Annotated in this window: 21 protein-coding genes; 11 read left to right on the top strand and 10 right to left on the bottom strand. The window is 59.9% G+C overall.

The window, feature by feature from the left end; translation table 11 throughout:
* Positions 1-4: 4 nt before the first annotated feature.
* The 7 genes from VOI35_RS04260 to dusA form a co-directional block, all read right to left on the bottom strand.
* Entirely contained in the window at positions 5-1777 is a 1773-nt protein-coding gene (locus VOI35_RS04260; protein WP_407276648.1) for an ABC transporter ATP-binding protein/permease, read from the bottom strand.
* A gap of 44 nt (positions 1778-1821) precedes the next feature.
* On the bottom strand, positions 1822-3354 hold the full coding sequence (lnt, locus tag VOI35_RS04255) for an apolipoprotein N-acyltransferase (protein WP_407276647.1): 1533 nt from the start codon (positions 3352-3354) through the stop codon (positions 1822-1824).
* On the bottom strand, positions 3351-4247 hold the full coding sequence (locus VOI35_RS04250) for an HlyC/CorC family transporter (RefSeq protein ID WP_407276646.1): 897 nt from the start codon (positions 4245-4247) through the stop codon (positions 3351-3353). The genes lnt and VOI35_RS04250 overlap by 4 nt, the downstream gene beginning before the upstream one ends.
* A gap of 59 nt (positions 4248-4306) precedes the next feature.
* Positions 4307-4789: an rRNA maturation RNase YbeY gene (gene ybeY, locus VOI35_RS04245; RefSeq protein ID WP_407276645.1), complete on the bottom strand. Its 483-nt coding sequence runs from the start codon at positions 4787-4789 to the stop codon at positions 4307-4309.
* Positions 4786-5769 (bottom strand): PhoH family protein, encoded by a 984-nt coding sequence (locus VOI35_RS04240; protein ID WP_407276644.1) that lies wholly within the window; start codon positions 5767-5769, stop codon positions 4786-4788. The genes ybeY and VOI35_RS04240 overlap by 4 nt, the downstream gene beginning before the upstream one ends.
* Entirely contained in the window at positions 5766-7148 is a 1383-nt protein-coding gene (miaB, locus tag VOI35_RS04235; RefSeq protein ID WP_407276791.1) for a tRNA (N6-isopentenyl adenosine(37)-C2)-methylthiotransferase MiaB, read from the bottom strand. The genes VOI35_RS04240 and miaB overlap by 4 nt, the downstream gene beginning before the upstream one ends.
* A gap of 152 nt (positions 7149-7300) precedes the next feature.
* Positions 7301-8341 carry a tRNA dihydrouridine(20/20a) synthase DusA gene (gene dusA / locus VOI35_RS04230; RefSeq protein ID WP_407276643.1) on the bottom strand — a complete coding sequence of 347 codons (1041 nt, stop codon included), beginning with the start codon at positions 8339-8341 and terminating at the stop codon, positions 7301-7303.
* 120 nt (positions 8342-8461) lie between these two features.
* Here dusA and VOI35_RS04225 point away from each other — a divergent pair, with 120 nt between their 5' ends.
* The 5 genes from VOI35_RS04225 (at position 8462) to VOI35_RS04205 (ending at position 15310) form a co-directional block, all read left to right on the top strand.
* A complete protein-coding gene (locus VOI35_RS04225; RefSeq protein WP_407276642.1) occupies positions 8462-9112 on the top strand; it encodes a PAS domain-containing protein in 651 nt (216 codons plus the stop codon).
* 171 nt (positions 9113-9283) lie between these two features.
* On the top strand, positions 9284-11053 hold the full coding sequence (gene cydD / locus VOI35_RS04220) for a thiol reductant ABC exporter subunit CydD (protein WP_407276641.1): 1770 nt from the start codon (positions 9284-9286) through the stop codon (positions 11051-11053).
* Positions 11050-12744 (top strand): thiol reductant ABC exporter subunit CydC, encoded by a 1695-nt coding sequence (gene cydC, locus VOI35_RS04215; RefSeq protein WP_407276640.1) that lies wholly within the window; start codon positions 11050-11052, stop codon positions 12742-12744. Before cydD ends, cydC begins: the two co-directional genes overlap by 4 nt.
* A 308-nt stretch (positions 12745-13052) precedes the next feature.
* Positions 13053-14978 carry an ATP-binding cassette domain-containing protein gene (locus VOI35_RS04210; protein ID WP_407276639.1) on the top strand — a complete coding sequence of 642 codons (1926 nt, stop codon included), beginning with the start codon at positions 13053-13055 and terminating at the stop codon, positions 14976-14978.
* Entirely contained in the window at positions 14975-15310 is a 336-nt protein-coding gene (locus VOI35_RS04205; RefSeq protein WP_407276638.1) for a DUF167 domain-containing protein, read from the top strand. The genes VOI35_RS04210 and VOI35_RS04205 overlap by 4 nt, the downstream gene beginning before the upstream one ends.
* A 324-nt stretch (positions 15311-15634) precedes the next feature.
* Here VOI35_RS04205 and VOI35_RS04200 read toward each other — a convergent pair whose 3' ends face one another.
* Positions 15635-18223: an Rne/Rng family ribonuclease gene (locus tag VOI35_RS04200; protein ID WP_407276637.1), complete on the bottom strand. Its 2589-nt coding sequence runs from the start codon at positions 18221-18223 to the stop codon at positions 15635-15637.
* A gap of 472 nt (positions 18224-18695) precedes the next feature.
* On the opposite strand from VOI35_RS04200, the gene VOI35_RS04195 reads away from it, so the two are divergent.
* Genes VOI35_RS04195 through clpA form a run of 5 tightly spaced genes read left to right on the top strand, consistent with a single transcriptional unit; the run spans position 18696 to position 24069 of the window.
* Positions 18696-19706 carry an RluA family pseudouridine synthase gene (locus VOI35_RS04195; RefSeq protein ID WP_407276636.1) on the top strand — a complete coding sequence of 337 codons (1011 nt, stop codon included), beginning with the start codon at positions 18696-18698 and terminating at the stop codon, positions 19704-19706.
* Positions 19707-19710: 4 nt separating this feature from the next.
* Positions 19711-20397, top strand: a complete 687-nt coding sequence (locus tag VOI35_RS04190; RefSeq protein ID WP_407276635.1) for an HAD family hydrolase — start codon at positions 19711-19713, stop codon at positions 20395-20397.
* The gene (locus VOI35_RS04185) at positions 20394-21422 is read left to right on the top strand and encodes a S49 family peptidase (RefSeq protein WP_407276634.1); all 1029 of its coding nucleotides are present in this window, start codon (positions 20394-20396) and stop codon (positions 21420-21422) included. The genes VOI35_RS04190 and VOI35_RS04185 overlap by 4 nt, the downstream gene beginning before the upstream one ends.
* A gap of 9 nt (positions 21423-21431) precedes the next feature.
* Positions 21432-21743 (top strand): ATP-dependent Clp protease adapter ClpS, encoded by a 312-nt coding sequence (gene clpS, locus VOI35_RS04180; RefSeq protein WP_407276633.1) that lies wholly within the window; start codon positions 21432-21434, stop codon positions 21741-21743.
* Positions 21744-21786: 43 nt separating this feature from the next.
* Complete coding sequence (clpA, locus tag VOI35_RS04175) at positions 21787-24069, top strand: ATP-dependent Clp protease ATP-binding subunit ClpA (RefSeq protein ID WP_407276632.1); 2283 nt, start codon at positions 21787-21789, stop codon at positions 24067-24069.
* A gap of 70 nt (positions 24070-24139) precedes the next feature.
* Here the strand turns inward: clpA and infA are convergent, their stop codons facing one another.
* Positions 24140-24358 (bottom strand): translation initiation factor IF-1, encoded by a 219-nt coding sequence (gene infA, locus VOI35_RS04170; RefSeq protein WP_300190147.1) that lies wholly within the window; start codon positions 24356-24358, stop codon positions 24140-24142.
* Between the two features lie 157 nt (positions 24359-24515).
* On the opposite strand from infA, the gene VOI35_RS04165 reads away from it, so the two are divergent.
* Positions 24516-25079, top strand: a complete 564-nt coding sequence (locus VOI35_RS04165) for a nitroreductase (RefSeq protein ID WP_407276631.1) — start codon at positions 24516-24518, stop codon at positions 25077-25079.
* 31 nt (positions 25080-25110) lie between these two features.
* On the opposite strand, the gene VOI35_RS04160 is transcribed toward VOI35_RS04165, so the two are convergent.
* Positions 25111-26307: a hypothetical protein gene (locus VOI35_RS04160; protein ID WP_407276630.1), complete on the bottom strand. Its 1197-nt coding sequence runs from the start codon at positions 26305-26307 to the stop codon at positions 25111-25113.
* Between the last annotated feature and the right edge of the window lie 8 nt (positions 26308-26315).

Raw genomic sequence — 26315 nt, 5'->3', positions numbered from 1 at the left:
GAATCTATTCCACCGACAGCCTGCGATTCGCCAGCGTGAGGACGCGTCGGTGAAATGCGCGCAGCGTGTGCCGGTGGCCAATACTCACCAGTGTCGCATCCGGACATTGCTCGATCAGCAAACGATACAAATCGGCCTCCGCTGCTTCATCTAGCGCGGAGGTGGCTTCGTCCAGAAAAATCAGCCGGGGTCGTTGCAACAGCACGCGTGCTAGGGCAAGGCGCTGCTGCTCACCGAGTGACAGCACCATGGACCAGGGCTCGACCGCATCCAGCACTTCCACCAACGCCGCAAGCCCGACCTGGCTCAACACCGCCCGCAGCCTGCCCTCATCGACCCGAACCACCGGGTTGGGGTAAATCAGCGCTTCCCGTAAACTGCCCAACGGCAAATAGGGACGCTGGGGTAAAAACAGGCACTCGGCAGCAGGCGGCAATTGCACCTGACCGGAACCAAATGGCCACAGCCCGGCCAAGGCACGCAGCAGGGTACTTTTCCCCGCGCCCGATGCCCCCATGATCAGCAAGCGGTCGCCGGGGGAAAGGGATAAATTCATCGAATCGATCAGCGCCTGCTGATTGGGCAAGTGCACCTGAAGATTTTGAATCTGTAAGACCGGATCGGCCGAGGTATGCAGGCGGCGCTCAATTTGCTGCGTCGTCTGCTGACGTGCCTGCACTTGCACCACCAGTTGGCGAAACCCTTGCAACCGTTCAACCACCGCATGCCACTGCGCAAAGTTGTCGTAACTTTGCGCCAAATACGCAAATGCACTTTGCACATTGCCAAATGCAGAGCTGATTTGCATTAAAAAGCCCAACGGCACGGCCTTCGTAAAATAGGCGGCGGCGGCGGCAAGAAACGGCAATATCACCGCTACCTGACTAAAATAACTGGTGAACCAATTAAATCGTTTTTGACGCAGAATCAACCGCTGATAATTATCAAACACTCGATCAAACCGATCGTGAAAATGTTGTTCTTCCTGTTTTTCCCCACCGTAAAATGCCACGGCCTCGCTATTCTCGCGCAAACGGATCAGACTGAACCGAAAATCCGCCTGTACCCGCTGCTGATTGAAATTCAACCAGATGAGTGGATTGCCGACTTTCGCGGCCACCCAGGTCCACAAGACGGCATAAATGAGCGCCACCCAAACCAGAAAACCCGGAATATGGTGTTCAACCCCGCCCCAGGGCACAACGACCTTACTCGACAGAACCCAGAGCAGCCCGACAAATGCGACCAGGTTCGCCACCGCGCTGAGTAATCCAGTAAACAGGCTGGTGGTGAGTTGAGAAAACTGGTTTAAATCATCGGCAATCCGTTGATCCGGGTTATCCTGCCCCCGATGAAATAATTCCAAATGATAATAGGTCTGCCCCGCCAGATAACGCGAAAGATAATCGCCGGTCAACCAGCGGCGCCAGCGCAGATCCAATAATTGCGAGAGATAGGTTTGATAAACGCTGAGCGCAATCGCACCAAACGCCAGCAGGGAAAATTCACCGAGTAATTTCCAGAAACCGGCCTGATCGTAATTCTGCAACGCGTTGTAAAAACGGTTATACCAGTCAGTAATCTGTAAATTAATGACCACGAGCAGCAAAGTCGTCGCGATAATCGCCAATAGAAAGCCACGCGCCTTCCAGCGGTCTTCCGAGTGCAAAAAATAGGGTTTGGCCAGTGCCCAAACCGTCGCAAAAAATGCCCGATCAAAGCGTCGCGGCTTTGCCGCCAGCGCCGATAAATCCGCTGCCTGTGGATGATGGCTCATGAGAATCCTTCAAGAAAACCTAAATAACGCTGCGTTGGAATGGCTCAACGCGACGGGAGTTCCCGCCCTGTGCGCACCCGCCGCCAGCGCGCCAGCCCTAAAAGCAGCGCCGCCAGCAGCAGACTTGGGGTCGAACCGAGCCGCAAAAACGGGGTGCTCCCTTGATACGGCTGAACCTTCCCGACCAGAATGCCTTGCTGATCGACCCCCAGGGATTGTTCGATGCGCCCCTCGGCAGAAATCAAGGCCGACACCCCGGTATTGGTGGCGCGAATCATCGGACGGCCAAATTCCAGAGCCCGTACCGCCGCCATTTGTAGATTTTGATGCGGGGCGAAACTATCACCGAACCATGAATCGTTGGAAACATTCACCAAAATACCCGCTTCAGGCAAGGAACGGCGGATATCCCGCGCAAAATCGGCCTCATAACAAATCGAAGCGCCCACCGGAATGCCGCGCACCACCGGCAAAGGTTGGTCTTCACGCCCAGGTGTGAGATCCGACATCGGTACATCGATCAACCCAGAAAGCAGCATGACCAACGGCCGCAACGGCATGTATTCACTAAACGGCACCAGATGCGCCTTGCGGTGGCTACCCACCGTCTCGGGAATGCCGACCAGCGTGTTGTAATAACGCCCCGCCGCATCCTGCGTGAACGCGCCAATCAGAAAGCTTTGACCCGTTTGGGCGGCGCGATCATTCAAGGCCGCCGTCAAGCGGGGCAAATCGGTGATGACATCCGGCACGGCCGTTTCGGGCCAGACCACCAAATCGACCGCCCCCATGCGCAGGGTGAGCTGCTCATAGCGTTGTAAGGTCATCGCGAGAAACGCCGGATCAAACTTCTGCATTTGCGGAATATTGGCCTGTGCCACACCCACGGAGAGGGGTGCGCCCATCGGCGGCGTCCAACGCACCGACGACAACCCGCCACCCAGCCCCAGCACCGCCAGCACCCCGGCCAGACTGATCCACGGACGCAAACCCCGCGGGGAACGGGGGCGCCAGGTCGCCACGCCAAGCAGCAACCCGGCCAACAGCACCACCACGAGACTCACGCCATATTCCCCGACGATCGGCAGCAAGCCACGCAGGGGACCGCTGGTTTGGGCAATCCCTAAATCCAGCCAGGGGAAGCCGCTAAACACCCAACCGCGCAGCCACTCGACCAAAACCCAACTGCCCGCAAATGCCCAGACCCCCGCAATGGAACGCAGTTTTTCCCCTGCGATGATCCGCGCCAACCAAGCTGCCAAAGCGGGATACAACGCCACCACGGCCACGAAACCGGCAGTAATCAGCGCCGCCAACGGCGCTACGGCGCCACCGAACAGGGTAAGGCTTTCATACAGCCAGCTCACCCCCACACCGAATTGCCCCAGCCCGAAAAGCCAGCCCAACCAGAATGCCCGGCGCGCAGAAACCTCGTGCAAGCAATAGAGCAACACGGCGGGCGCGATCCATGCGATGAACCACCAGCCGACCGGGGCAAACGCTAGGGGCAAAACGCCCCCGGCGACCAAAACCAGCAAAGCCGGTGCGCGATTTCGCAAGAAATGAGCCGGGTTCATGTCGCCTCGTCGCTGGGCGTTCCCGGGGAATGCTCTGATGAACGATCCGTCACCAATAAAAGATGCAGCCGCCGTTTATCGGCACCCACCACCTTGAATTCCAGACCGGATAAATGGACAACCTCCCCCCGACGCGGCAGGTGCCCCAGTTCATGGGTAATCAGCCCGCCGATGGTGTCGTACTCATCATCGGGAAATTGCGTGCCAAAGTGCCGGTTGAAATCCTCGATGGGCGTCAGCGCTCGTACTGTGTGGCGATGGGTGCTCTGGGGACGAATCAGCGCCGGCTCGGCATCATCATATTCATCGTCGATATCGCCGACGATTTCTTCGAGCACATCCTCGATCGTGACCAAGCCCGCAACCCCGCCGAATTCATCCAACACGATCGCCATGTGACTGCGCGTGACCCGAAACTCCGTCAACAACGCATCCAGCCGTTTGCTTTCCGGCACGAACATGGGCGAACGCAGGCGCTCCTGCAACGAAAAGCCGGTCGCACGCCCCGCCTCCGGCTGGCTGGCGTAGAAATGCAGCAACTCCTTGACCAATAGAATCCCGGCGATTTCATCGCGATTTTCCAGAATGACGGGGTAGCGGGAATGGCCGGTCTCGGCGATTTCGGCCAGGATTTCCGATAGCGTCGCGGTCATGTCCAGCACATGCATCTGACCGCGCGGCACCATCACATCCCGCACGCGCACCCCGTGAAAGGCCAGCGCCGATTCGATCAGCGACTGGGTGGGTGCCGGGATGACGCCGCGATCGCTGACCGCGCGGATGACTTCACTCAAATCATCCGGCGATTTGATTTGATTGACACACCATTGATGGCGCAGCCGACCAAACCACGAAGGTTCGGCGCTGCGCGAAGGACTCGACTCATCGTCCATGCTCGTAAGACACTCTGTTGAAAAATGGCGCTCGTGACAAAAACTGCCCGGCGGTGAATTTATCGCTCACGGTAGGGATTTTCAAACCCAAGCTGCGCCAGCACCTGAATTTCCAACCCTTCCATCTCCTCGGCCTGCGCGGGGGTTTCATGATCAAACCCCAGCAAATGCAGCACCCCATGCACGATCAAATGCGCCGTGTGTGCGGTGAGCGATTTTCCCTGCGCCCGAGCTTCCTCGACCAGCACCGGCTGACAGAGCACCAGATCCCCGAGATAGCGCTCCTGATCCGATTCATCCGGCAGCGGGGTATCGAACGGGAATGAAAGCACATTGGTTGCGTAATTTTTATGACGATATTGCTGGTTGAGCGCCTGCCCTTCCGCCGCATCGACAAAGCGCGCGCAGACCCCGACAACCGCCGGGGCGCGATCGGGCAAGGCAGCCGCCACCGCTGCCGCGACCCAGGGCGTCAGGCGATCCGCCGTGGGGCAGCGCAGTACCGTCGCTTTTTGCCGATCGACCCAAACCTGACAACTCATACTCGATCCCGCCCCTGCGCCCGCGCTTCATACGCCTGCACGATGCGCATCACCAAAGGATGACGCACCACATCGCGCGCCTGAAAAAAGGTGAAGGAAACCGCTTCGACGCCGTGCAGGACTTCAATGGCATCGCGCAGCCCAGAGGTGACCCCGCGCGGCAGATCAATCTGGGTGATATCGCCCGTCACCACCGCCTTGCTACCAAAGCCGATCCGGGTCAAAAACATTTTCATCTGCTCGATCGTGGTGTTCTGGGCTTCATCCAGAATGACAAACGATTCATTCAAGGTTCGGCCACGCATGAACGCGAGCGGCGCCACTTCGATGACCTGCCGCTCGATCAGTTTTGTCACTTTGTCGAAGCCGAGCATCTCATACAGAGCGTCATACATCGGACGCAGGTACGGATCGATTTTTTGCGCGAGATCGCCCGGTAAAAATCCGAGCTTCTCACCGGCTTCCACCGCCGGGCGCACCAGCACAATGCGCTGCACCTGGCCGCGTTCCAGAGCATTGATCGCACTCGCCACCGCCAGATAGGTTTTGCCGGTGCCCGCCGGCCCAATGCCAAAACTCAAATCGCAGCGACTGATAGACTGCAAATACTGGATTTGTCGTTGCCCGCGCCCGCGTAGCAAACCGCGCTGGGTACGAATGATGATCTCATCAGCCGACGAGCCGGCCTCCTCCGCAATGCCCGCCGCCGCGAGATACAAATTCACCCGTTCGGCATCGATCGTCTCGTCCTGCGTGGTCTGATACAAGCCGTCCAGCACGGATCGCGCCTGCTCGGCGGCCAAGGGTTGGCCAATCACCACGAACTCGGCTCCGCGATGATTGATTTCCACCCCCAGACGACGCTCGATCAGCCGCAGATGACTATCGAACGACCCCACCAGATTCGCCAGGCGATCATTGTGGTAGGGCGTTAATTCAAAACGGACATCAACCGGTGAAGCGGACTGCGCGTCAGTCATTCGGCCGCAACCAGCCCCCGCGCTGCCGCACGGGTCAGATCCATCGGCGCAATGCCTAAAAATTCACCGCGCAGCGAATTGGGTTTGACTTCCGTGATGCGTACCCGCACGAACAACCCCACCACCGCCGGGCGCGCCTGGAAAATCACACTGCGATTGTTCTCCGTTTTACCCACCAATTCGGCCGGATCTTTCTTGGACGGACCTTCGACCAGAATGACCTGTTCGGTACCGAGCATCGCGCGGGAAATCGCCTGTTCCTGTTCGGTAATCTGCGCCTGCAGCCGATACAGCCGTTCTTTTTTCACGGCCTCGGGCGTATCGTCCGGCAAGCTGGCCGCCGGGGTGCCGGGTCGGGCGCTGTAGACAAAGCTGAAGGAATGGTCGAAATTCATTTCGCGCACCAGCTGCAGGGTGGCCTCGAAATCCTGCTCGGTCTCGCCGGGAAAACCGACGATGAAATCCGAAGACAAGGAAATGCCGGGGCGTGCGGCCATCAACTTACGCAGCTTGGCCTTGTATTCCAGCACCGTATGTCCGCGCTTCATCTGCGCCAGAATGCGATCCGAACCCGCCTGCACCGGCAGATGCAAAAACGCCGCCAGCTTGGGCTCGTTCCGGTAGGCTTCGATCAATCGATCGGTGAATTCCACCGGATGCGAGGTGGTGAAACGAATCCGGCCAATCCCCTCGATCTGCGCGATGAATTCGATCAGCAAGGCCAAATCGGCAATCTGGCCATCGTGCATCAACCCGCGGTAGGCATTGACATTCTGACCGAGTAAATTCACCTCGCGCACGCCCTGCTCCGCCAGCTCTGCGACCTCGGCGATCACATCGTCAAACGGCCGGGAAATTTCTTCGCCGCGCGTATAGGGCACCACGCAGAAACTGCAATATTTGGAACAGCCTTCCATGATCGAGACGAAGGCCGTTGCACCCTCCGCGCGGGGCGCGGGCAGGTGGTCGAATTTTTCGATTTCCGGAAATGAGATATCGACAATCGGCTGACGGTTGGCTTCGATCTCGGCCACCATTTGCGGCAGCCGATGCAGGGTTTGCGGCCCGAACACCAGATCGACGAACGGCGCACGGGCACGAATCGCCGCCCCTTCCTGACTCGCAACACAGCCCCCGACCCCAATGATCAGCTTGGGATTTTTCTCTTTGAGCGGGCGCCACTGGCCAAGCTGGGAGAAGACTTTTTCCTGCGCCTTCTCGCGGATCGAGCAGGTATTGAGCAACAACACCTCGGCTTCGGCTGGATCATCCGTCCAGACAAACCCGGCGGCGGCACCCAGCACATCCGCCATCTTGTCCGAGTCGTACTCGTTCATCTGGCAGCCCCAGGTTTTGATATGCAGGCGTCGTGTGCCCACGGCCTCCCCGCGCGCCGAGTCAGCGGCATCTGCGGGTGCCCGCGGGCGATCAGCTAAAACATCGTAGGCGGTAGGGCTCACAGGCGCACTCCGACAAAAAACGGGCGAAAAAGATAGCAGAAATTCCAGGATTTCCGAAGCCGGACGCGGCGTTACCGCAGCGGAACCCCGGGATTTTCCGTCAATCGATACTGCCATTCGGCGCTGCTGTCCGCCTCGATATCCGGCACCCAGGCGAGCGCTTCGGCCAGAACCTGGGCGTCGCGCGGACGACGCGGCGCCTGTTCAGATAAATGCCGGCGAAACTGCCGTGCGCCCGGCAAGCCGTTGAACAGCGTCAGCAACGGCTTCACCAGACGCGGCAGCGGAACCCCCCGCGCAAGCTGCCGGGTGAGATAGGCTTCGTACTGCGCCAACACCTCGGCGCGGCTCGGGACGGCCGCTTCCGACGCAAACAGCATGCGATCGACCTGCCGCAACCAATCGATATGCTCATACGCCGCCCGCCCCACCATCACGCCGGGAAACTGGGTCAACTGCTCGGCCATCTGCGGCAGTGTTTGCAGCTTGCCGTTCAAAACAAACTGCAACGCGGGAAAATCCTGCTGAATCTGCCGGACGAAGTCCCAGCGCAGCGGGGGCACCTCGCGGTTTTCCTTCGGTGAAAGGCCATCCAGCCAGGCTTTGCGCGCATGAATGATAAACACCGAACAGCCGCCCGCAGCCACGGCCTCGATGAACCGGGCAAAGGCTTCGTAGCTATCTTCGCGGTCGATTCCGACGCGGGTTTTGACGGTGACCGGCACCGAAACGGCCGCCCGCATCGCCGCCACCGACTCCGCCACCAGCGAGGGGGTGGCCATCAGGCAGGCACCAAACTGGCCGTTCTGCACCCGGTCACTCGGGCAGCCGACATTCAGATTGATTTCGTCATAGCCGTAGTCTTGCCCCATGCGCGCGCAGGCAGCCAGTGCCGCAGGATCACTGCCGCCGAGTTGCAGGGCGACCGGGTGTTCACTCGCATCAAACGCCAAATGCCGGGGGACATCGCCATGCAGCAAGGCGCCGGTGGTTACCATTTCGGTGTACAGCCGCGCATGACGGGTCATCCGCCGCGCCAGCACCCGATAGTGGGTATCGGTCCAGTCGAGCATCGGCGCAATGCAAAAACGCCAAGGGGTATGGGCAGACATCACGCAGTTTTCTGATCAGCCGGCAGGGCTGGGCATTATACGAATCCCTCGCCGGTTGTTGAGCTTATTCCTTGGTTGAAACGCGAGCAAAACTTGGCAGGATGCCGGGCTTGCCAAGTCATGAACCGGAATGATCACGACGGCGCACCCCGCCATCGAACCACAGGGAAGCGGTTGACGACCGAACACAACCAACGCTTTGTTGAGGAGTCCGTCATGCTATCCATGGGCTATCAGCCTCCCATAGATATTCGCCAGGTTACCCAGCGACAAGTCCCTCTGGGCGCGCACCGCGCGTTACAGTCGAAAACGGATCTGCGCGGCATCATCACCCACGCCAGCCGATCCCTGGCGGAAATTTCCGGCTTTAGCGTCGAGGAATTGATCGGCCAACCCCACAATATCTTGCGCCATCCCGATATTCCCGATGCGGTGTATTACCTGATGTGGCAAACCATTCAGGCCGGTAAAGAATTTTACGGCGTGGTGAAAAACCGCTGCAAAAATGGCGATCACTATTGGGTGATGACCCGCGTCGCCCCGCAGATGGAGGGCAATCAGATCGTTGGCTACAGCTCGGCGCGGTTCACCCCGCAACTGGACATGGTGCCGATGTGGGAAGATCTTTTTGCCGCAATGCGCGAGGCAGAACACAGCAGCGGATTCACCGATGCCCGGCGCTTCAAACCGGCGCATGATGTCTTGTGCAAACTCGTGCAGCGCAAGGGCTACGATAATCTGAGCCAGCTCGTCCTGTCGCAACGGGTGTAATCGCGCATTGCAAAGCCCCTGCCCACCCGTTTGAGCGCGGCGTGGGGGCAAGGGTTGCCCAGGTGAGCGCTCTGCGCCGCCTCAATCTCGACGAGAATTCTTCACTGCCAATCAAATTAATTTCAGCCATACTTTGCCAATTAATGACCCAAGACAGGCACCCGTAGGCTGATGGCCAAACCGCCCGATAAGACCCAGCACAAGGCATTCGACCGATGGCTCCGACAACGGGCGGCGGCGGTGCGTTCGCCACTACAGGCGAGTATCGCGCTGGGTGCGTTCAATGGCTTTTTGTTGATCGTGCAAAGCGGCCTGCTCGCCCAAGCGCTAACAGCAGTGGCCATCCATCACGCACCGCTCAACGCGGTATTCTGGCCTCTGCTGGCCATCGCCGTGATCTTTCTGCTGCGCGCCGGGGTGCTGTATGCCCAGCAGCGTTTTGCATTTGAAACGGGTGCCCGCCTGCGTGCCGGGCTTCGCGCCGAATTATTCGCCCATATTGCCCGGCTGGGGCCGGCCTGGTCCCGCCAGCAACGATCCGGCGCCATCGCCACCAGCCTGGTCGATGGCGTCGAAGCGCTCGATAAATACTTCAGCCTTTATCTGCCGCAGATGCAATTGGCGGTGATCGTACCCGCCATCATTCTGATTGTGGTTTTCCCATTCGATTGGGTCTCCGGCCTGATTCTGGCGATTACCGCCCCGCTTTTGCCGGTATTCATGATCATCATTGGCAAGCAGACCGAAGCGCTCAATCAAGCGCAATGGCAAACCCTGACGCGCATGGGGGCGCATTTTTTCGACATGATCGAGGGGCTGACAACCCTCAAGCTGTTTGGTGCGGCCCGGCGCGAAGCGGCCTTTATCGGGCAAATTGCCGATGAATATCGCCAGAGCACGATGAAAGTGCTGCGGGTGGCGTTTCTGTCGTCGATGGTGCTGGAATTTCTCGCCGCCATCAGTATTGCGATGGTGGCGGTGTATGTCGGCTTCCGCCTGATGTACGGTGATATTGCCTATGTGAACGGCATTTTCGTGCTGCTGCTGGCGCCGGAGTTTTATTTGCCGCTGCGCAGCCTCGGCGCGCAATTCCATGCCCGGCTCGATGCCTTGGGCGCCGTCGAGCCCCTCATCGAATTGCTGAACACCCCGCCGCCGGTGCCTGTGACCGGGCAGCTTGCCCTGCCCCGTCCGCTGGCCGCACCGACGATTCAACTTACCGGATTGCGCTTCGCCTACCCCACCGCACCCGATCAGCCGATCCTCGATACGATTGACGCCACCTTGCCGGCAGGAAAACGCACGGCACTCGTGGGCGCGAGTGGTGCGGGAAAAACCACGCTCAGCCAGCTGCTGCTCGGGTTTCTCTCCCCTCAGGCTGGCAGCCTCTTGATCGATGGGGTGCCGCTCGCCCAGATCGACCCCGCCCATTGGCGCGCCGCGCTCGCTTGGTTGCCGCAAAACCCCACGCTGTTTTTCGGCAGCATTGAGGACAATATCGCGCCCATGCGCCGCCCGGATCACGCAAGCGCGCTGCGGGAAGCGGCCGCCGCCGCGGAAGCGCTGGATTTTATCGAGGCGCTGCCACAGGGCTTTCAAACGCGGGTCGGGGATCGTGGCCAGGGGCTCTCCGGCGGGCAAATCCAACGCATCGCGCTGGCGCGCGCCTTCTATAAGGACGCGCCGGTGGTCGTGCTCGATGAGCCGACCGCCAGCCTGGACCCGCTCAGCGAACGGGCCGTGAATACGGCCATCGAGCGGCTCGCCCAAGGACGCACGGTGCTGATGATCGCCCATCGGCTGGCCAGTATCGAGCGCGCCGACCAAATTCTATTGCTCGATCAAGGGCGAATCCTCGAACGCGGCACGCATGCCGAACTGCTTGCCGCCGGGCAGCATTACGCCGCTCTGTATGCGCAATACCGCAGGATTGGTCTATGAACCCGAATCGATCCCATCCGAATCGACAGGCGTTGGGCTGGCTCTGGCAGATCGCGCGCCCCTATCGCGGCACGCTGTTGGCGGGCGTGCTGCTGGCGACCCTCGTGATCCTCTCGAATGTGGCACTTCTGGCGCTCTCCGGCTGGTTCATCACGGCGATGGCGCTGGCCGGACTCGGTGCCACCGTCATCAACTACTTCACCCCGGCGGCCGCGATTCGCGGGCTCGCGATCACCCGCACCCTCGGACGGTATCTCGAACGGCTCATCACCCACGAGGCCACCTTCCGCCTGATCGCCGGACTACGGCAGTGGTTCTTCAACGCGCTTGAACCCCTCGCCCCCGCGCGCTTGCAGGATTATCACGGCGGCGATCTGTTGAGCCGCATCCGCGCCGACATCGACACGCTGGAAAACGCCTATCTGCGCATGGCCACGCCGTTGATGGCCGCGCTCATCGCCACCGTACTGATGACCGGATTTCTGCTGTTCTGGAACCCGTGGCTGGCACTGTTGAATCTGGTGGGGCTGCTGACCGTGGGGCTGTTATTCCCCATCGTGACCCTACGCCGGGGGCAGGCCAGTGGCGAAGCCTTGGTGCAGGCGCGCAGTCGCCTGCGTGAACGCAGTCAGCAAACGATCCGCGGCCTGGCCGAGCTCAGTATTTACGGCGATCCGGCGCAAGCGCTGCAGCAGGCCGCCGCGGACACCGAGGCGATTCTCAGTCCGCAACGCCAGCAAAACCGCCTCGATGCCACCAGTGCCGCACTTGTCGGACTCATCAGCCAGTTCACCTGGCTGGGTCTATTCCTGCTCGCTGCGCACATCGCCGGAACGGACGGGCTGAGCGGCCCGGAAATCGTAATGCTGGTTTTTTTCGGCATGGCCAGCTTCGAAGCGGTCGCGGCCTTGCCTCAAGCCTTGCGCGCCTGGGGCGAAACCCGTGCAGCGGCGCTACGATTGCTGGAGCTGACCGGGCTCCCGCCCACGGTCATCGAGCCGACGAATCCCCAGCCGCTACCCGCACGACATGATCTTTGCTTTGATGCGGTATCGTTCACCTACCCGGGTGCAGCCTCCGCCACACTCAAGCAGGTGAGTTTCTGCCTGGCACCGGGGGAAAAACTGGGGCTACGCGGCGCAAGTGGCAGCGGCAAAACCACCCTCGCGCAGTTACTGCTCAAATTCTGGCAGCCTACGGCCGGGCAGATTTGCTACGGCGACGTCGATCTCGCGGCACTCCATGGCGATGCCCTACGCAGCCAGATTTCTGTCGTCAGTCAACAGATCCATCTGTTCAACACCAGCATCGCCGCCAATCTTCGGCTGGCCAAACCGGATGCCACACTCGAAGAACTGACCGCCGCCTGCGCCAGCGCAGAGATTCTGCCGGAAATTCTGGCCTTGCCCCAAGGTTTCGACACCCTGGTCGGCGAAGCCGGTGCCGCGCTCTCCGGCGGGCAGATTCGCCGCCTCGGCATCGCCCGCGCGCTGTTGAAAGCGGCACCCCTCGTGATTCTCGATGAACCCACTGAAGGACTGGACGCCCACACCGAGGCGCGGGTCACCGAAGCACTCCGCAGGCTGCTTCACGGTCGATCTGCGTTGATTATCAGCCACCGACCGGCGGTGCTGGCATTGGCCGACCGCGTGATGCGCCTGCACGATGGCCAGCTTACGGCGCTGGCCTAAGATCACACAACAACTGCAGGCGATCGAGTTCCTTGCTCGCCTCATCCTGGGTGTGGCAAACCATCACCCGCTGATTGTTTTCGTCGTGGATCTCAAAACAAACCGATTGCCCTGAAGGTTGCCCGTTCTCTGAAATTGTCCTCGGCATCGGCACGATTCTGAATTCCATACGATTCCTCTCCGCCCTCATCTCCACCGGCCTAAATGACCCTACCGAATATCCGGACTCCGTCGCAGATTATCACCAAGCCTGCCGAAAAAACCGCCGTGCCCGATACAATAGTTCCATTTTGTGAGCGCCTACCTCCATGCCGCTACTGTCTGTCGATTCTTTGGATTTTTCTGTCGGCCATCGGGCGCTCCTGAACAAGGTTCAGCTCACCGTCGAGTCGGGCGAACGCATCGCGCTGATCGGGCGCAATGGCATGGGGAAATCCACCTTCCTGAAAATCCTGGCCGGTCAAGCGCGTGCCGATGCGGGCGAAGTGCGCCTCGCGCCCGGCAGCCGCATTGCCTATCTGCAGCAAGACCCGCCCCTCGATGATCGGGCCAGTGTCTATCAGACCATCGCCAGTCCCTTGGGCCCGATCGAATCCCTGCTGACGGGCTACCATCACTGCATCAACCGCGTGGCGGCGGGCGATGAGGCCGCACTGACGGAGCTTGCCCGCTGGCAGCATGAGATCGATGCCGTCGATGGCTGGTCGATCGCGCAACGCATGGATGAAATCCTGAGTCGGCTCGAACTCGACCCGGATGCCAGCCTCGCTGATCTCTCCGGCGGGGCCAAGCGGCGGGTTTTGCTGGGGCAGGCGCTGATCCAGAATCCCGATGTGCTGCTGCTCGACGAGCCGACCAACCATCTGGACATTGGGCGCATCGAATGGCTCGAAGCCCTGGTACGGGAATTCCGGGGGGCGGTGATCTTCATCACCCACGACCGCAGCTTTCTGAAGCGACTGGCGACCCGGATTCTGGAACTCGACCGGGGAGAACTCACCTCCTGGCCGGGCGATTACGACAACTATCTGCGCCGACGCGAAGAGCGCGACCACGCGGAAAGTATCCAGAACGCCGAATTCGACAAATTCCTAGCCGAAGAGGAAGTGTGGATTCGCCAAGGGGTGAAGGCACGCCGCACCCGCAATGAAGGCCGGGTTCGCCGACTGGAAGCCTTGCGCGCCGAACGCGCCCAACGGGTCGCGCAACAGGGCAATATCAGCCTCAGCCTCGGCCAGGCGAATGTGTCTGGAAAAATCGTTTTCGAAGGCGAACACCTGACGCATCGCTACGGCGAGCAAACGATCCTGCACGATTTTTCCCTCAAAATCCTGCGCGGCGACCGCATCGGGCTGGTCGGCCCCAATGGCGTCGGCAAAAGCACCCTGATTCGCCTGACTCTGGGGCAAATCACGCCCGATCAGGGTCGCGTCCGTTTGGGCACGCAACTCAACATCGCCTATTTCGACCAGCACCGCGCCGAACTGCGCCCCGACTGGACGGCGCTGGAAAACCTGTGCGAAGGCGGCGACCGGCTGATGGTGCGCGGCCACAACACCCACGGCATCGGCTATCTGCAACAGTTTTTGTTCACCCCGGATCGCGCCCGCACGAAAGTCGAGGCACTGTCCGGCGGTGAGCGCAACCGGCTTCTGCTCGCCAAACTGTTCGCCGAACCCGCCAATCTGCTGGTACTCGATGAGCCGACCAATGACCTTGATCTCGAAACCCTGGAAGTGCTGGAGCAAGCCCTGCTGGATTTGGATGGCACCCTGCTGGTGGTCAGCCATGATCGCGCGTTTCTCGACCAGATCACCACCAGCCTGCTGGTGTTTGAAGGCGAAGGCCGTGTCCGTGAAGTGATCGGCGGTTACGAAGACTGGCTCGCGCTGCGGGATCACGCGTCCGCCCCCGCACCCGCCCCGGCGCCCAAACTCTCGGTAAAACCGGCGACCAACGCGGCACCGCCCCCGCCGCGAGCCAGCGCAAGCTCGCCCCGTGCCGAACTCAGTTTCAAAGAAAAACACGAGCTCGCCCGCCTGCCGGATGACATCGCCCGACAAGAAGCCGTGGTCGAACAGCTCAATGCCGAAGTCAATCGCCCAGATTTTTATCAGCGCCCGACCCCGGAAACTACGGCATTGCTCGCACGGCTGACCGACGAATCCGAACGACTGGAACAGCTCATCGAACGCTGGAGCATCCTCGAAGCCCGCGCGGAAGGCAGCGCATGACGCACCCGGCCTCGTTCTATCACGAAGAAGCGGATCGTCTGATCGTGCGGGTCAAGGTGCAGCCCCGCGCCAGTAAAAATGCCTGGGGCGAGGTGTTAGGCGATCGCATCAAACTCTACCTGACCAGCCCACCGGTCGAAGGTCAGGCCAATCGGGATGCGGCGGTATTCATTGCCGAAACCTGCGGCGTCGCAAAAAGCGCGGTCACGCTGCATCGCGGTGAGAAAAGCCGCGACAAGGAATTCATCGTGCTTCGACCCAAAACGCCCGAGTGCCTCACGCGGCGGGCAGCGGGGGCGGTTCCCCATCTCGACGAGCTAGGGAAGCACTAAATAAATCCATCCATGGATTTATTTAGCAAGCCTCGTCGCGGCACATGTCCGCGACGGTCTTCACTAATCAACGACTTATGTCGTTGATCGTGTTGGGGCATCCTGCCCCAAGCGGGAAGCGCTGATTTAATCAGCGCTTCCCTAGGCTAAACAACCGGCGCAACACCATCACAGGCTGGAATGTCCTTCCAACCGCCTCCCGAGGGCACCCCGTTGTGGCGAGCCTCAATGAAGCTCGCCAATAAAGGCAAGATTCTCGCCGGTGGACAGGGTCACCGTGATCGCCGGTTCAATCAGCGCATGGGCAGCGCACAGCGACCCTCATCATCCAGCCGTAGGCGGATAAAACACGCGCTCGGTCGGTGCCGGGGCTACCTCCGGCGCAGCGGGCGGAAAGAATACCCGCTCCGTCGGCTGCGCCTGCGCGGATTCCACACTGGGCGAATTCGGCGGATAGAAAATCCGCTCGGTCGGTGCTGGAGCAGTCTCCGACGCAGTCGGCGGATAGAACACCCGTTCCGTCGGCTGCGCCTGCGCGGATTCCATGCTGGGCTGGGTCGGCGGATAGAACACCCGCTCAGTCGGCGCAACCGCATGGGCGGTTCGCTGACTCGGCGCAGGCGTTGAGGGGGTCGGCACCGATGAGACGAGAACATCGTCCGCCTGCAGCGTCAACGCCGCATTGGGCCGCAACCGCTGTGCAGGATCATGTTTCACCGCCACATCCAGGGGCAGCACCCCACGCGGTGCTAACGGCGCATTGAGCTGCTGGGTAATCAGATTCTGCTCGTGGGTCGGCAGCGGTGCTGGCAATGAGGCATCCGTCGCTTCCGGCCGGCGGGCACGTGGCGACGGCGACTCCGGCACCGCGTCCATCTCGATCTGTGCCTGCTCGACGACCACGGCCTGAACGGAATCCGCCGGTTTTCTTCCACCGCGAGAACGACGCCGACGGGAACCTTGATCAGATCGGCCGCCGGATTTTTGCTCACTCTCGCTCGCATCCGCAACCACCGCAGCTTCCTGTTCCGCAGGTTCCGGTTTGGCCGCAGCCGACTTACCAGTACGCGGCGGACGCGCGGGGCGCGTTTGCGGTGCCCGGCTGGCTGGTGCCGGTGCCGATTCTGCCGCGGATTCGGGGGCGGTTGTCGATGCGGCAGCGGAGCGGGGTTCCGCATTCGAACCGAACCACTGACTAATGACCCGACGCAGCAGACCCAGCGCTCCGCCAGATGCGCTCGCTGGCGCGGGCATCGTGACCGGCTCAGGAGCCGATTTGGCAGCCGGGATTGATGCCGGTGACGGTGACGCCGTCGGCGTGGTCGGCACAGCCACCGGAGCCGGCGGCGGTACGGCACGCAGGGGTGCCCGTTCGATGTCGGGCAAACTCAAGGTGAGCGGCTGCACCATTTGCCGGGCATTCGGCGCGTCGGCCAGTTCGGAGCGCTTGATGCGCTGAATCTCGAAATTCGGGGTTTCCAGATTGATATTCGGAATGAGCAGCAGTTCGACGCCATGATCCTGCTCGATTTGGCGAATCTGCTCGCGTTTTTCGTTGAGCAAAATGGTTGCCACCTCGATCGGCACTTGCGCCACAACGCGCGCCGTTTGGTCTTTCATGGCCTCATCGGTCATGGCGCGCAGGATTGACAGCGCAAGCGAGCCCGCAGAACGAATATGCCCTTGTCCGTGGCAGCGTGGGCAAACATGCTGCACAGATTCTTCAAGCGAAGCCGACAGCCGCTGCCGCGACATTTCCAGCAGACCAAACCGCGAAATCCGCCCCAACTGCACCCGCGCCCGATCCATTTGCAGCGCGTCGCGCAGGCGATTTTCCACTTCGCGCTGATGTTTGGGCTGGCTCATGTCGATGAAATCGATCACCACCAGGCCGCCCAAATCCCGCAAGCGCAACTGACGGGCAATTTCTTCGGCGGCCTCCATGTTGGTATTGAAGGCAGTCTCTTCGATGTCCTGTCCCTTCGTACTGCGACCGGAGTTGATGTCCACGGCCGTCAGAGCCTCGCACACATCAAACACCAGCTCCCCACCCGAGGGCAGCGTCACCGTGCGTTCGTAGGCGGATTCGATTTGCGATTCGATCTGGTAGCGCGTAAAGAGCGGCGTGCGATCCTGATATAACCGAAGCTTATCGATCGCATGCGGCGATACCAGACGGATGAATTCCTGCGCCTGCTCGAAGGTTTTGGGCTCATCGATCAGCACCTCGCCGATATCGTTGCGCATGTAATCGCGCAGTGCCCGAATGATGAGGTCACTTTCTTGGTAGATCAGGAAAGGGGCTTTACGCGATTCGGCCTTTTTCAGAATCGCATCCCAGACCTGTTGCAGGTAATTCAGATCCGACTGTAATTCCGCCGGTTCGCGCCCCACCCCGGCGGTGCGGACGATCAACCCCATTCCTTCGGGGACTTCCAGCTGCGCCAGCACCGCCTTGATATCCGCGCGGTCATCGCCTTCGATGCGGCGAGACACCCCGCCTGCGCGCGGGTTGTTCGGCATCAGCACGAGGTAGCGACCAGCCAGACTCACAAAGGTCGTCAGAGCCGCGCCCTTGTTACCGCGCTCTTCCTTCTCGACCTGAACGATCAGTTCCTGCCCCTCTTTCAAGGCATCCTTGATGATCGGGCGGCCTTTGTCATCCACCGCCTGCGGGTCGAAATAACTGCGGGAGATTTCCTTGAACGGCAAGAACCCGTGCCGATCCGCGCCATAGTTGACAAATACCGCTTCGAGACTGGGCTCGATGCGGGTGATCAGCGCCTTGTAAACATTGGACTTTTTCTGCTCATGACCGGCAGATTCGATGTCGATGTCATACAGGGTTTGTCCATCGACGAGTGCCACCCGAATCTCTTCGGCATGGGTGGCATTGATGAGCATTCTTTTCATGTAATAAATCTCGAACTAAGCCCTGGCAACCGCCGCGCACCGTCTGCCAGAACGGCAACACCCGACGCCAGGGAGAATCAGAAAACAAGGCGATATGCGCGGCGTGTCGGCACCCATCAGGCAGACGACGAACCGCGGTCACTTGTTTTCGCGCACGAACCCTAGCACCCCGCGTTTGACGCGTGGGCGCAAAGGTTTGCCAGAGTGCGAAAGTAACCAGCCAGAAAAGGCGCATATATCCTTGGGAAGACAGCGGAAATCGATGGGCATCGATTTCACCGAAGATCACAGTGTCATCGGGACAGGAACAACTCACCCGATACCTTCAACGCGCGCGGGAGATCACACTGAGCACGGAATTCCGTCATTTCCGCAGAATTCCACACAGCAAAAAACCGATCCATCGCGCGGCGCAGAGAATAACACAAACAACGCCCGCAGGATGCCCGGCTGAACGCCGTATACTATCGGCATGAACACTTATGATGCAGCCGCTGCGCGCGTCCGGCGCGTGACCGTCACCTCGCCCTACGATGGCCAGCGGATCGACAACTTCTTACTGCGCGAACTCGGTGCCACCCAGGGCACCGTGCCGCGCACCTTGATTTACCGCATCCTGCGCACCGGCGAAGTCCGCATCAACAGTCAACGCGCCAAACCCACCACCCGGGTACGCACAGGCGACGAGATCCGCATTCCTCCGATCAAAATCCAGGCGGCTCCGTCCTCGACCCTCGAAATCCCCGAAAGCTGGCTCAGCCGGGTGCCGGAAATGATCGTTTACGAAGATGAATCCTTACTGGTGATCGACAAACCCGCCGGACTGGCCGTGCATGGCGGCTCCGGGATCGCTTTTGGCCTGATCGAGCTGTTGCGCACCGCGACGCAGCAAGGCGAAGAACTGGAGCTGGCGCACCGCCTGGATCGAGAAACCAGCGGCCTGATCCTGCTCGCCAAAACCCGCACGGCGCTGCACGCACTGCAAACCCAACTCCGCCCCGAAGGACAGGCCGAAAAGCGGTACGATCTGATCGTGCATGGCCGTTGGCCTGCGGCGCTACAGCGTGTCGAGGCGCCGCTGGAAAAGTGGCAAGGCGATGGCGCCGCCCACCGCGTACAAGTCACGGCAAGCGGCAAATCGGCGGTGACGCATTTTTCCTGCCGGGCTCAAGCACCGCAGACCAGCCTGATGCAGGCTCAGTTGCACACCGGGCGCACCCATCAAATTCGGGTTCATGCCGCACATGTCGGGCACCCGATCGTGGGCGATGAAAAATATGGCCAACGCGCACTCGACAAGGCGCTGGGGCTGCCGGAGCGCCCGCCGCTGATGCTCCACGCCGCGCAGTTGACCCTCCACCACCCCCGCACGAATCAGGCAATGCGCTTCAGCGCGCCCCCGCCCGCCAGCTGGCGCGCCGTGCTCACTGCCGCCGGTTTTTCCTCCGCCGGCCTACGCGCCCTGTTCTCACCCCAAGCGTGAAGCTATGACCCCTACCCCTTTATCCCGCCCGCAGCTGATCGTATTTGACTGGGATGGCACGCTCGTGCAGTCCACCGGACATATCATTCGCTGCTTCCAGCAAGCCATCGCGGCCGAAGCACTGCCCGAACGGGATCCGCAAACGATCGCCAATATCATCGGCCTCGGTTTACTGGAAGCCAGCCAAACCCTGTTTCCCGAGGCAAGCCCCACGCAGGTCGCGGCATTGGCGGAAGCCTACCGCCATGTGTATTTTCAGCGCACCGAGCGACTGGAACTGTATCCCGGTGCTGAATCGGTGCTCCAAACCTTGCAGGCGGCGGGCTGCTTTCTGGCGATTGCGACCGGAAAATCCAACCGTGGCCTGCGTGAGGCCCTAGACGAAACCGGACTGGGGCACTATTTTCTTGCCACCCGAACGGCGGAGCAGACGGTTTCCAAACCCGCCCCCCTAATGTTGCTGGAACTGTTTGATGAACTCGGTGTGATGCCCCACGAATCCTGGATGGTCGGCGATACCGATTTCGATTTGCTCATGGCGCATAATGCCGGCTGCCAGGCGATTGCCATTACTCACGGCGCGCACGAAGTGGCGCGATTACATGCTGCCCGTCCGCAGGTCATCATCACCGAACTTAATGAATTGATTCCTCTTTTTTGTGCCACCGCCCCTGAGAACCCCCAGTCATGACCCGATCACCCAATGACGACCTGCGCATCGAACCCGACGACCAGCCCGTGCCCCACACCCCAGCACGCGGTTCGGACGAAAGCTGGGCACGGGATGCCCTGCTGGATCTGGCTCGGCAAGGGTTGATCGAGCAGCGCCGTGCCCGACGCTGGCGCATATTTTTTCGCCTGATGAGCCTGCTGATCGCCGTCAGCGTCATCACCTTACTCTTTGCCAAAGGTGGGTTCGATACCGGCACGGGCGAATCGATCCGCGAACCTAGCGCCGCCATTATCGATGTGCATGGCGTGATTGCCGCTGGCCAGGAAGCCTCGGCCGAAAACCTGATCCCGGCCTTGGAGCGTGCCTTCAAGAATCCGCAAATCAAAGGGGTGATCCTGCGCATGAACACCCCGGGCGGCAGTCCGGTACAAGCCGGGGAAATTTACGATGCCATCCAGCGGCTGCGTAAGGAATACCCGAGCAAACCCCTCTACGCCGTTGCGGAAGATCTCTGCGCCTCGGGCGGGTATTACATCGCCGCCGCCGCCGATAAGATTTATGCCAATCAAGCCTCGTTGGTTGGCTCCATCGGGGTGCGCATGGATGGCTTCGGGTTTGTCGATGCCATGAAAAAACTAGGCATCGAAAGCCGCCTGCTGACGGCCGGCGCCAACAAGGCGATGCTGGATCCCTTCACCCCACAAAATCCGCAGCAAGTGGCTTTCATGCAGAATTTGCTGGACGAGGTTCACACACAATTCATCACGGCCGTCAAAAACGGCCGGGGCGATCGCCTGAGCAATGACCCCAGCATCTTTTCCGGCCTTATCTATACCGGCACGGATGCGCAGAAATTGGGCTTGATTGATGGCCTGGCCAGTGTTCGCCAGGTCGTTCGCGATCAATTGCATGTCAAGAACGAAGTGGATTTCACCCCGAAAAAATCGCCCTTCGAAACCCTGTTGAGCGAGACCGCCACGGAATTCAGCCAACAATTCGCTACCCTGTGGTCGGATCAGCTCGGACCCAAATTACTGCCCTGAGGGATCGACATGGTTGATCAACTCGTCCAGCCTCAAGAATCGATCGGCACCCGGCTGGAACCGGCCGAGCCGCCGATGTATCTGGTTCTGCTGCTCAACGATGATTTCACTCCAATGGACTTCGTCGTCCGGATTCTGGTCGAGCTGTTTCAGCTATCGACCGAACAGGCCGAGCGCGTTATGTTGGAAGTGCATCACCGCGGGCGCGGCGTCTGCGGCATCTTCACCCGTGAAATCGCCGAAACCCGGGTGGCGCAGGTGAACCAGATTGCCCGGCAAAATGAATATCCGCTCTTGTGTGTGATGGAACCGGCGCCATAATGTATCCGTCCGGGTTGATTGCGTCGTTGACTAGGAGTGTTCCGTGTTAAGTAAAGCCCTCGAAACCACCATTAGCCGCGTATTCGATCGCGCACGACGCCAACGCTACGAGTTCGTGACGCTCGAAGCGCTGACTCACACCCTGCTCGAAGACCCGGACGCCCGAGCCGTACTGGACGGTTGCAATGCCAACGCATCCCAACTCGCGATCGATCTGGAAAATCACATCCGGCACAACACCCCGCGCATTCCAGAAAACGACACCCGCGAAACCCAGCCGACGCTTGGTTTTCAGCGTGTCTTGCAGCGTGCCGTCATGCAAGTCCAGTCAGCCGGCAAAACGGAAGTCACGGGCGCGCATGTGCTCGCGGCGCTGTTTGCCGAACAGGATTCGCATACGGTTCATCTGCTCCACAAAGCCGGCGTGACACGCCTGGATGTCATCAACTTCATCTCGCACGGCATGAATGAGAATGCCCCGGCCGCGTCGGCCACTGACCCCGCTGCCGAGAAAGAACGGGAAAAACCCGAAGCCAGCGACGAGAACAGCTTCGAAAACTTCGTCATCAATCTGAACCAGCTCGCCAAGGACGGCAAGATTGATCCCCTGATCGGTCGTGCGCTGGAAATCGAGCGCGTACAACAAATCCTCTGCCGTCGCCGCAAAAACAATCCCCTGCTGGTCGGGGAGGCAGGGGTGGGCAAAACCGCGATTGCCGAGGGGCTTGCGCGGAAAATCGTCGAGGGCGAAGTCCCCGAGACCCTGAAGGATGCCGTGATCTACTCTCTGGATCTTGGCTCTCTGGTCGCGGGAACCAAATACCGGGGTGATTTCGAAAAGCGACTGAAAGTCGTGCTCAAACGCCTGAAGTCGGTGCCGAATGCCGTGCTGTTCATCGACGAGATTCACACTCTGATCGGCGCAGGCTCCGCCTCGGGCGGCTCGATGGATGCGTCCAACCTCATCAAACCGGCGCTAGCCAATGGCGATTTGCGCTGCATCGGCTCGACCACCCATCAGGAATACCGCGCCATCTTCGAAAAAGACGCCGCCCTAACGCGCCGCTTTCAGAAGGTGGACATCCCCGAACCCTCTGAAGCCGAGGCGATTGCCATTCTACGGGGGCTGCGCGCAGGTTATGAAGCGCATCACGGCGTTACCTACAGCGATGAAGCACTAGAAGCCGCCGTGCGCCTGTCCTGTCGGCATATCGTCGATCGTCATCTGCCAGACAAAGCCATCGATGTGATCGACGAAGCCGGCGCGCAATATCGGCTCCATGCGGATGAACGCACCGAAGCCAGCATTGGCGCGGCCGACATCGAGCGCGTCGTCGCCAAAATTGCACGAATCCCCGAACGCAGCGTCTCCACCTCGGATCGGGAGATCCTCAAGCATCTCGACCGCAACCTGAACATGGTGGTGTTTGGCCAGGAAGAAGCCATTGAGCAGATCAGTACGGCGATTCGTCTGGCGCGCTCCGGGCTACGCACACCGAACAAGCCGATTGGCTCCTATCTATTCGCCGGACCGACCGGCGTGGGTAAGACCGAGGTCAGCAAACAACTGGCGCGCCTGCTGGGCATTCAGTTGGTGCGGTTTGATATGTCGGAATACATGGAGCGCCACAGCGTCTCGCGCTTGATTGGCGCGCCGCCTGGCTATGTCGGCTTTGACGATGGCGGCTTGCTCACCGAGGCGATTCACAAAACGCCCCACGCCGTGTTGCTGCTGGATGAAATCGAAAAAGCCCACCCGGATGTGTTCAATATTCTGCTGCAGGTCATGGATAACGGGGCATTGACCGACACCAATGGTCGTCAGGTCGATTTCCGCCATGTCATTCTCATCATGACCTCGAACATGGGCGCCGAGGTCATGGCGCGCAGCAGCGTCGGTTTCGTGACACAAAACCACGGCAGCGATGGGATGGAAGCCATTAAACGCGGCTTCAGTCCGGAATTCCGCAACCGGCTGGATGCCATCGTCCAGTTCAAGCCACTGGCACCGCGCCAAATCGTGAATGTCGTCGATAAACTGCTGCTCGAACTCGAACAACAGCTCGAAGAGAAAAAAGTGCGGCTATTGATTGACGACAGCGTGCGGCAATGGCTGTCGCGGGAAGGCTACGACGAAATTCTCGGCGCACGCCCCATGGCTCGACTCATTCAGGAGAAAATCAAGCGACCGCTGGCCGAGGAACTCCTGTTTGGCAGCTTGTCCGACCAAGGCGGCATTGCTCGCTTTAGCCTGGATGCAGTCACCGGTGAACCGGTTTGTGTGGTCAGCCCGAGCGAAGAAGCGTTGACAGAAACTTCACTCTGAGCAAGGCAAGTCGCGCCGGAACATGGCGCGACACGCACTGAATCAAGGGCATATCAACAGCAGCACGCCATCAACGCGCGCGGAATGAGATGCGCCCCTTGGTCAGATCATACGGCGTCAGTTGAACCGTCACCTTGTCGCCCGTGAGAATGCGGATGTAGTTTTTCCGCATACGGCCAGAAATATGCGCAGTCACCACATGGCCATTTTCCAGCTCAACCCGGAACATGGTGTTTGGCAGGGTATCCACTACGGTGCCCTGCATTTCGATGTAATCTTCTTTCGCCATAAAATCAGCAAGTTTTGTAAGGGGCGCACATTATCAGCCAAAACGCCGACAGATGCCATGCAATTCCGGGGAAATACAGAACCCAAGCGAACATCAAACCAACCGGCCAGAATCCTCCGCCAGATCAGCAGCCTCAATCAACTACGGTAACCCGTTCATGATATTGAATTTTTTAACAACCAGAACCTCGACCCCGGCCAAATTTCTGCGTCATCCTGGCCCAACCGCCGACGAGCTACAACGCATTCTGGATGCGGCCGAGTGCGTGCCGGATCACGGGCGTTTGCATCCCTGGCGATTTCTGATTATTGAAGGGGGCGCACGGATTGCGTTGGGCGAGCTGTTTGTCGCGGCCTTACGCGCTCGGGATCCGGCTGTAGAACCCGCTCTGTGTGAACGCGAGCGTGAGCGCGCCTTGCGTGCGCCGACCCTCCTCGCGGCAATTGCCAGCCCCTTGGCAGATCATCCGAAAGTTCCCGAACAAGAGCAGCGCATCACGGCCGCCCTTGCCGCCTATCAAGCCCAGCTTGCCGCGCAGGCGCTCGGATTCGGGGCGATTTGGCTGACCGGGAGCCGCGTCTACGACCCCTTTGTCACGCGTGCCCTAGGGCTTGCGCCCCACGAGCAGTTGCTTGGATTCATCAATCTGGGACAGATCGCCAATCCGCGCGAAGCGGATGAAAAGCCACGACCATCGGCGGTGCTTCAGTACTGGCCTTGATCCCTCGTTAATTAACCATGGTGCCGGAAGATCAAGGCGCGCGAGTCACAATGCGGTCAAAGGCATCGCCCGCCGCAATCGCATGCGTTTGTTCAACCGTCCAGTACCCGCGCGGATTATTGAATGTGTTCATGTAGAACTGCTCGTCCAATCCCGGGCGCTGACGAATGTCGATTTTCCAAAGCAGATGCGCAATACCGCGCACCGCGCCCATCGCCAGAAAGGATAATTGCTTGTCGCCCGCTGCCGGCGGATAGAGACGGCGGAAACCGACCCCTTCATAGGAGTTATAAATCCGTATGACGAGCTCTTTTCCCGGCACGATGCGCTCAACACGCCAAATCCCCCAACCCAGCGCGTTGATCACCGCCACAATGCCGTGCACCCAGTCGCTCACATCCTGACACATCGGTTTGATCATCTGATCCCAGGCATCGCTTTCCATGATGCCGCCTAAGGTGTTGAACGCGCAGACATGCCCCGCCAGAACGAAGGATTCGCGTGCCATATCAACCGGCACACCAATGGCCACCATGCGCCGGTACACTTCATAGCTGATGAAATTGTAGTAATCCGCATAATGCACCGTGAGCGCCACCCCAAAGGCACGAATCAACCCGTTCCCGCCGTCGGCGATGGGCTTACCCCATAGGGGCATCCCGGAAACGGCAGTGATAATGGCGTCTTCATCCACGGAATCCGTTTTGGAAACACATTCGGGAAAACCAAAACGCGGGGGCGCCTCGGACATCGCCTCCGGGTGCCGAATAAACGAGGGCAGCGGCGCCACCGACGCGCCCAATTCAAAACGGTCAATGCTACCGCCCGCATGTCGGCACGCGACTTCGACGGCTTGCCGCCCAGTCAAGCCACTGATAAAACCCGCATCAAAAAAACAACTGGGCTCCGGACGACCATGAAAATAGGTTGTTTCACCATAATGCGAATGCACCGCTTCCCAATGATCCGCATCGACCTGACGCAGCACACCAAAGCCCGAGGCCGTGTATTCGGCCAGAAGTTGCGCATCGGAATAGCCCTGGCCACGCAGGTGCTCTACGATCATCCGCGCGCCATCCTGCAACAACTGACGCGGCGAGAAATCCGCCTCGATGCCATCACCTAAAAGCACCGCCATCTGCAGATGCGCATTGTAATGATTGCAGTGAAATACATGGCTGAGACCGCCCATCCGCAATAAACCACGATCCTGCTGAACTGATGACATGTTTTTTC

This window comes from Halothiobacillus sp. DCM-1 (genome assembly GCF_045689735.1).
Classification (GTDB): domain Bacteria; phylum Pseudomonadota; class Gammaproteobacteria; order Halothiobacillales; family Halothiobacillaceae; genus Halothiobacillus.
This window is presented reverse-complemented; position numbering and strand designations above follow the sequence as displayed.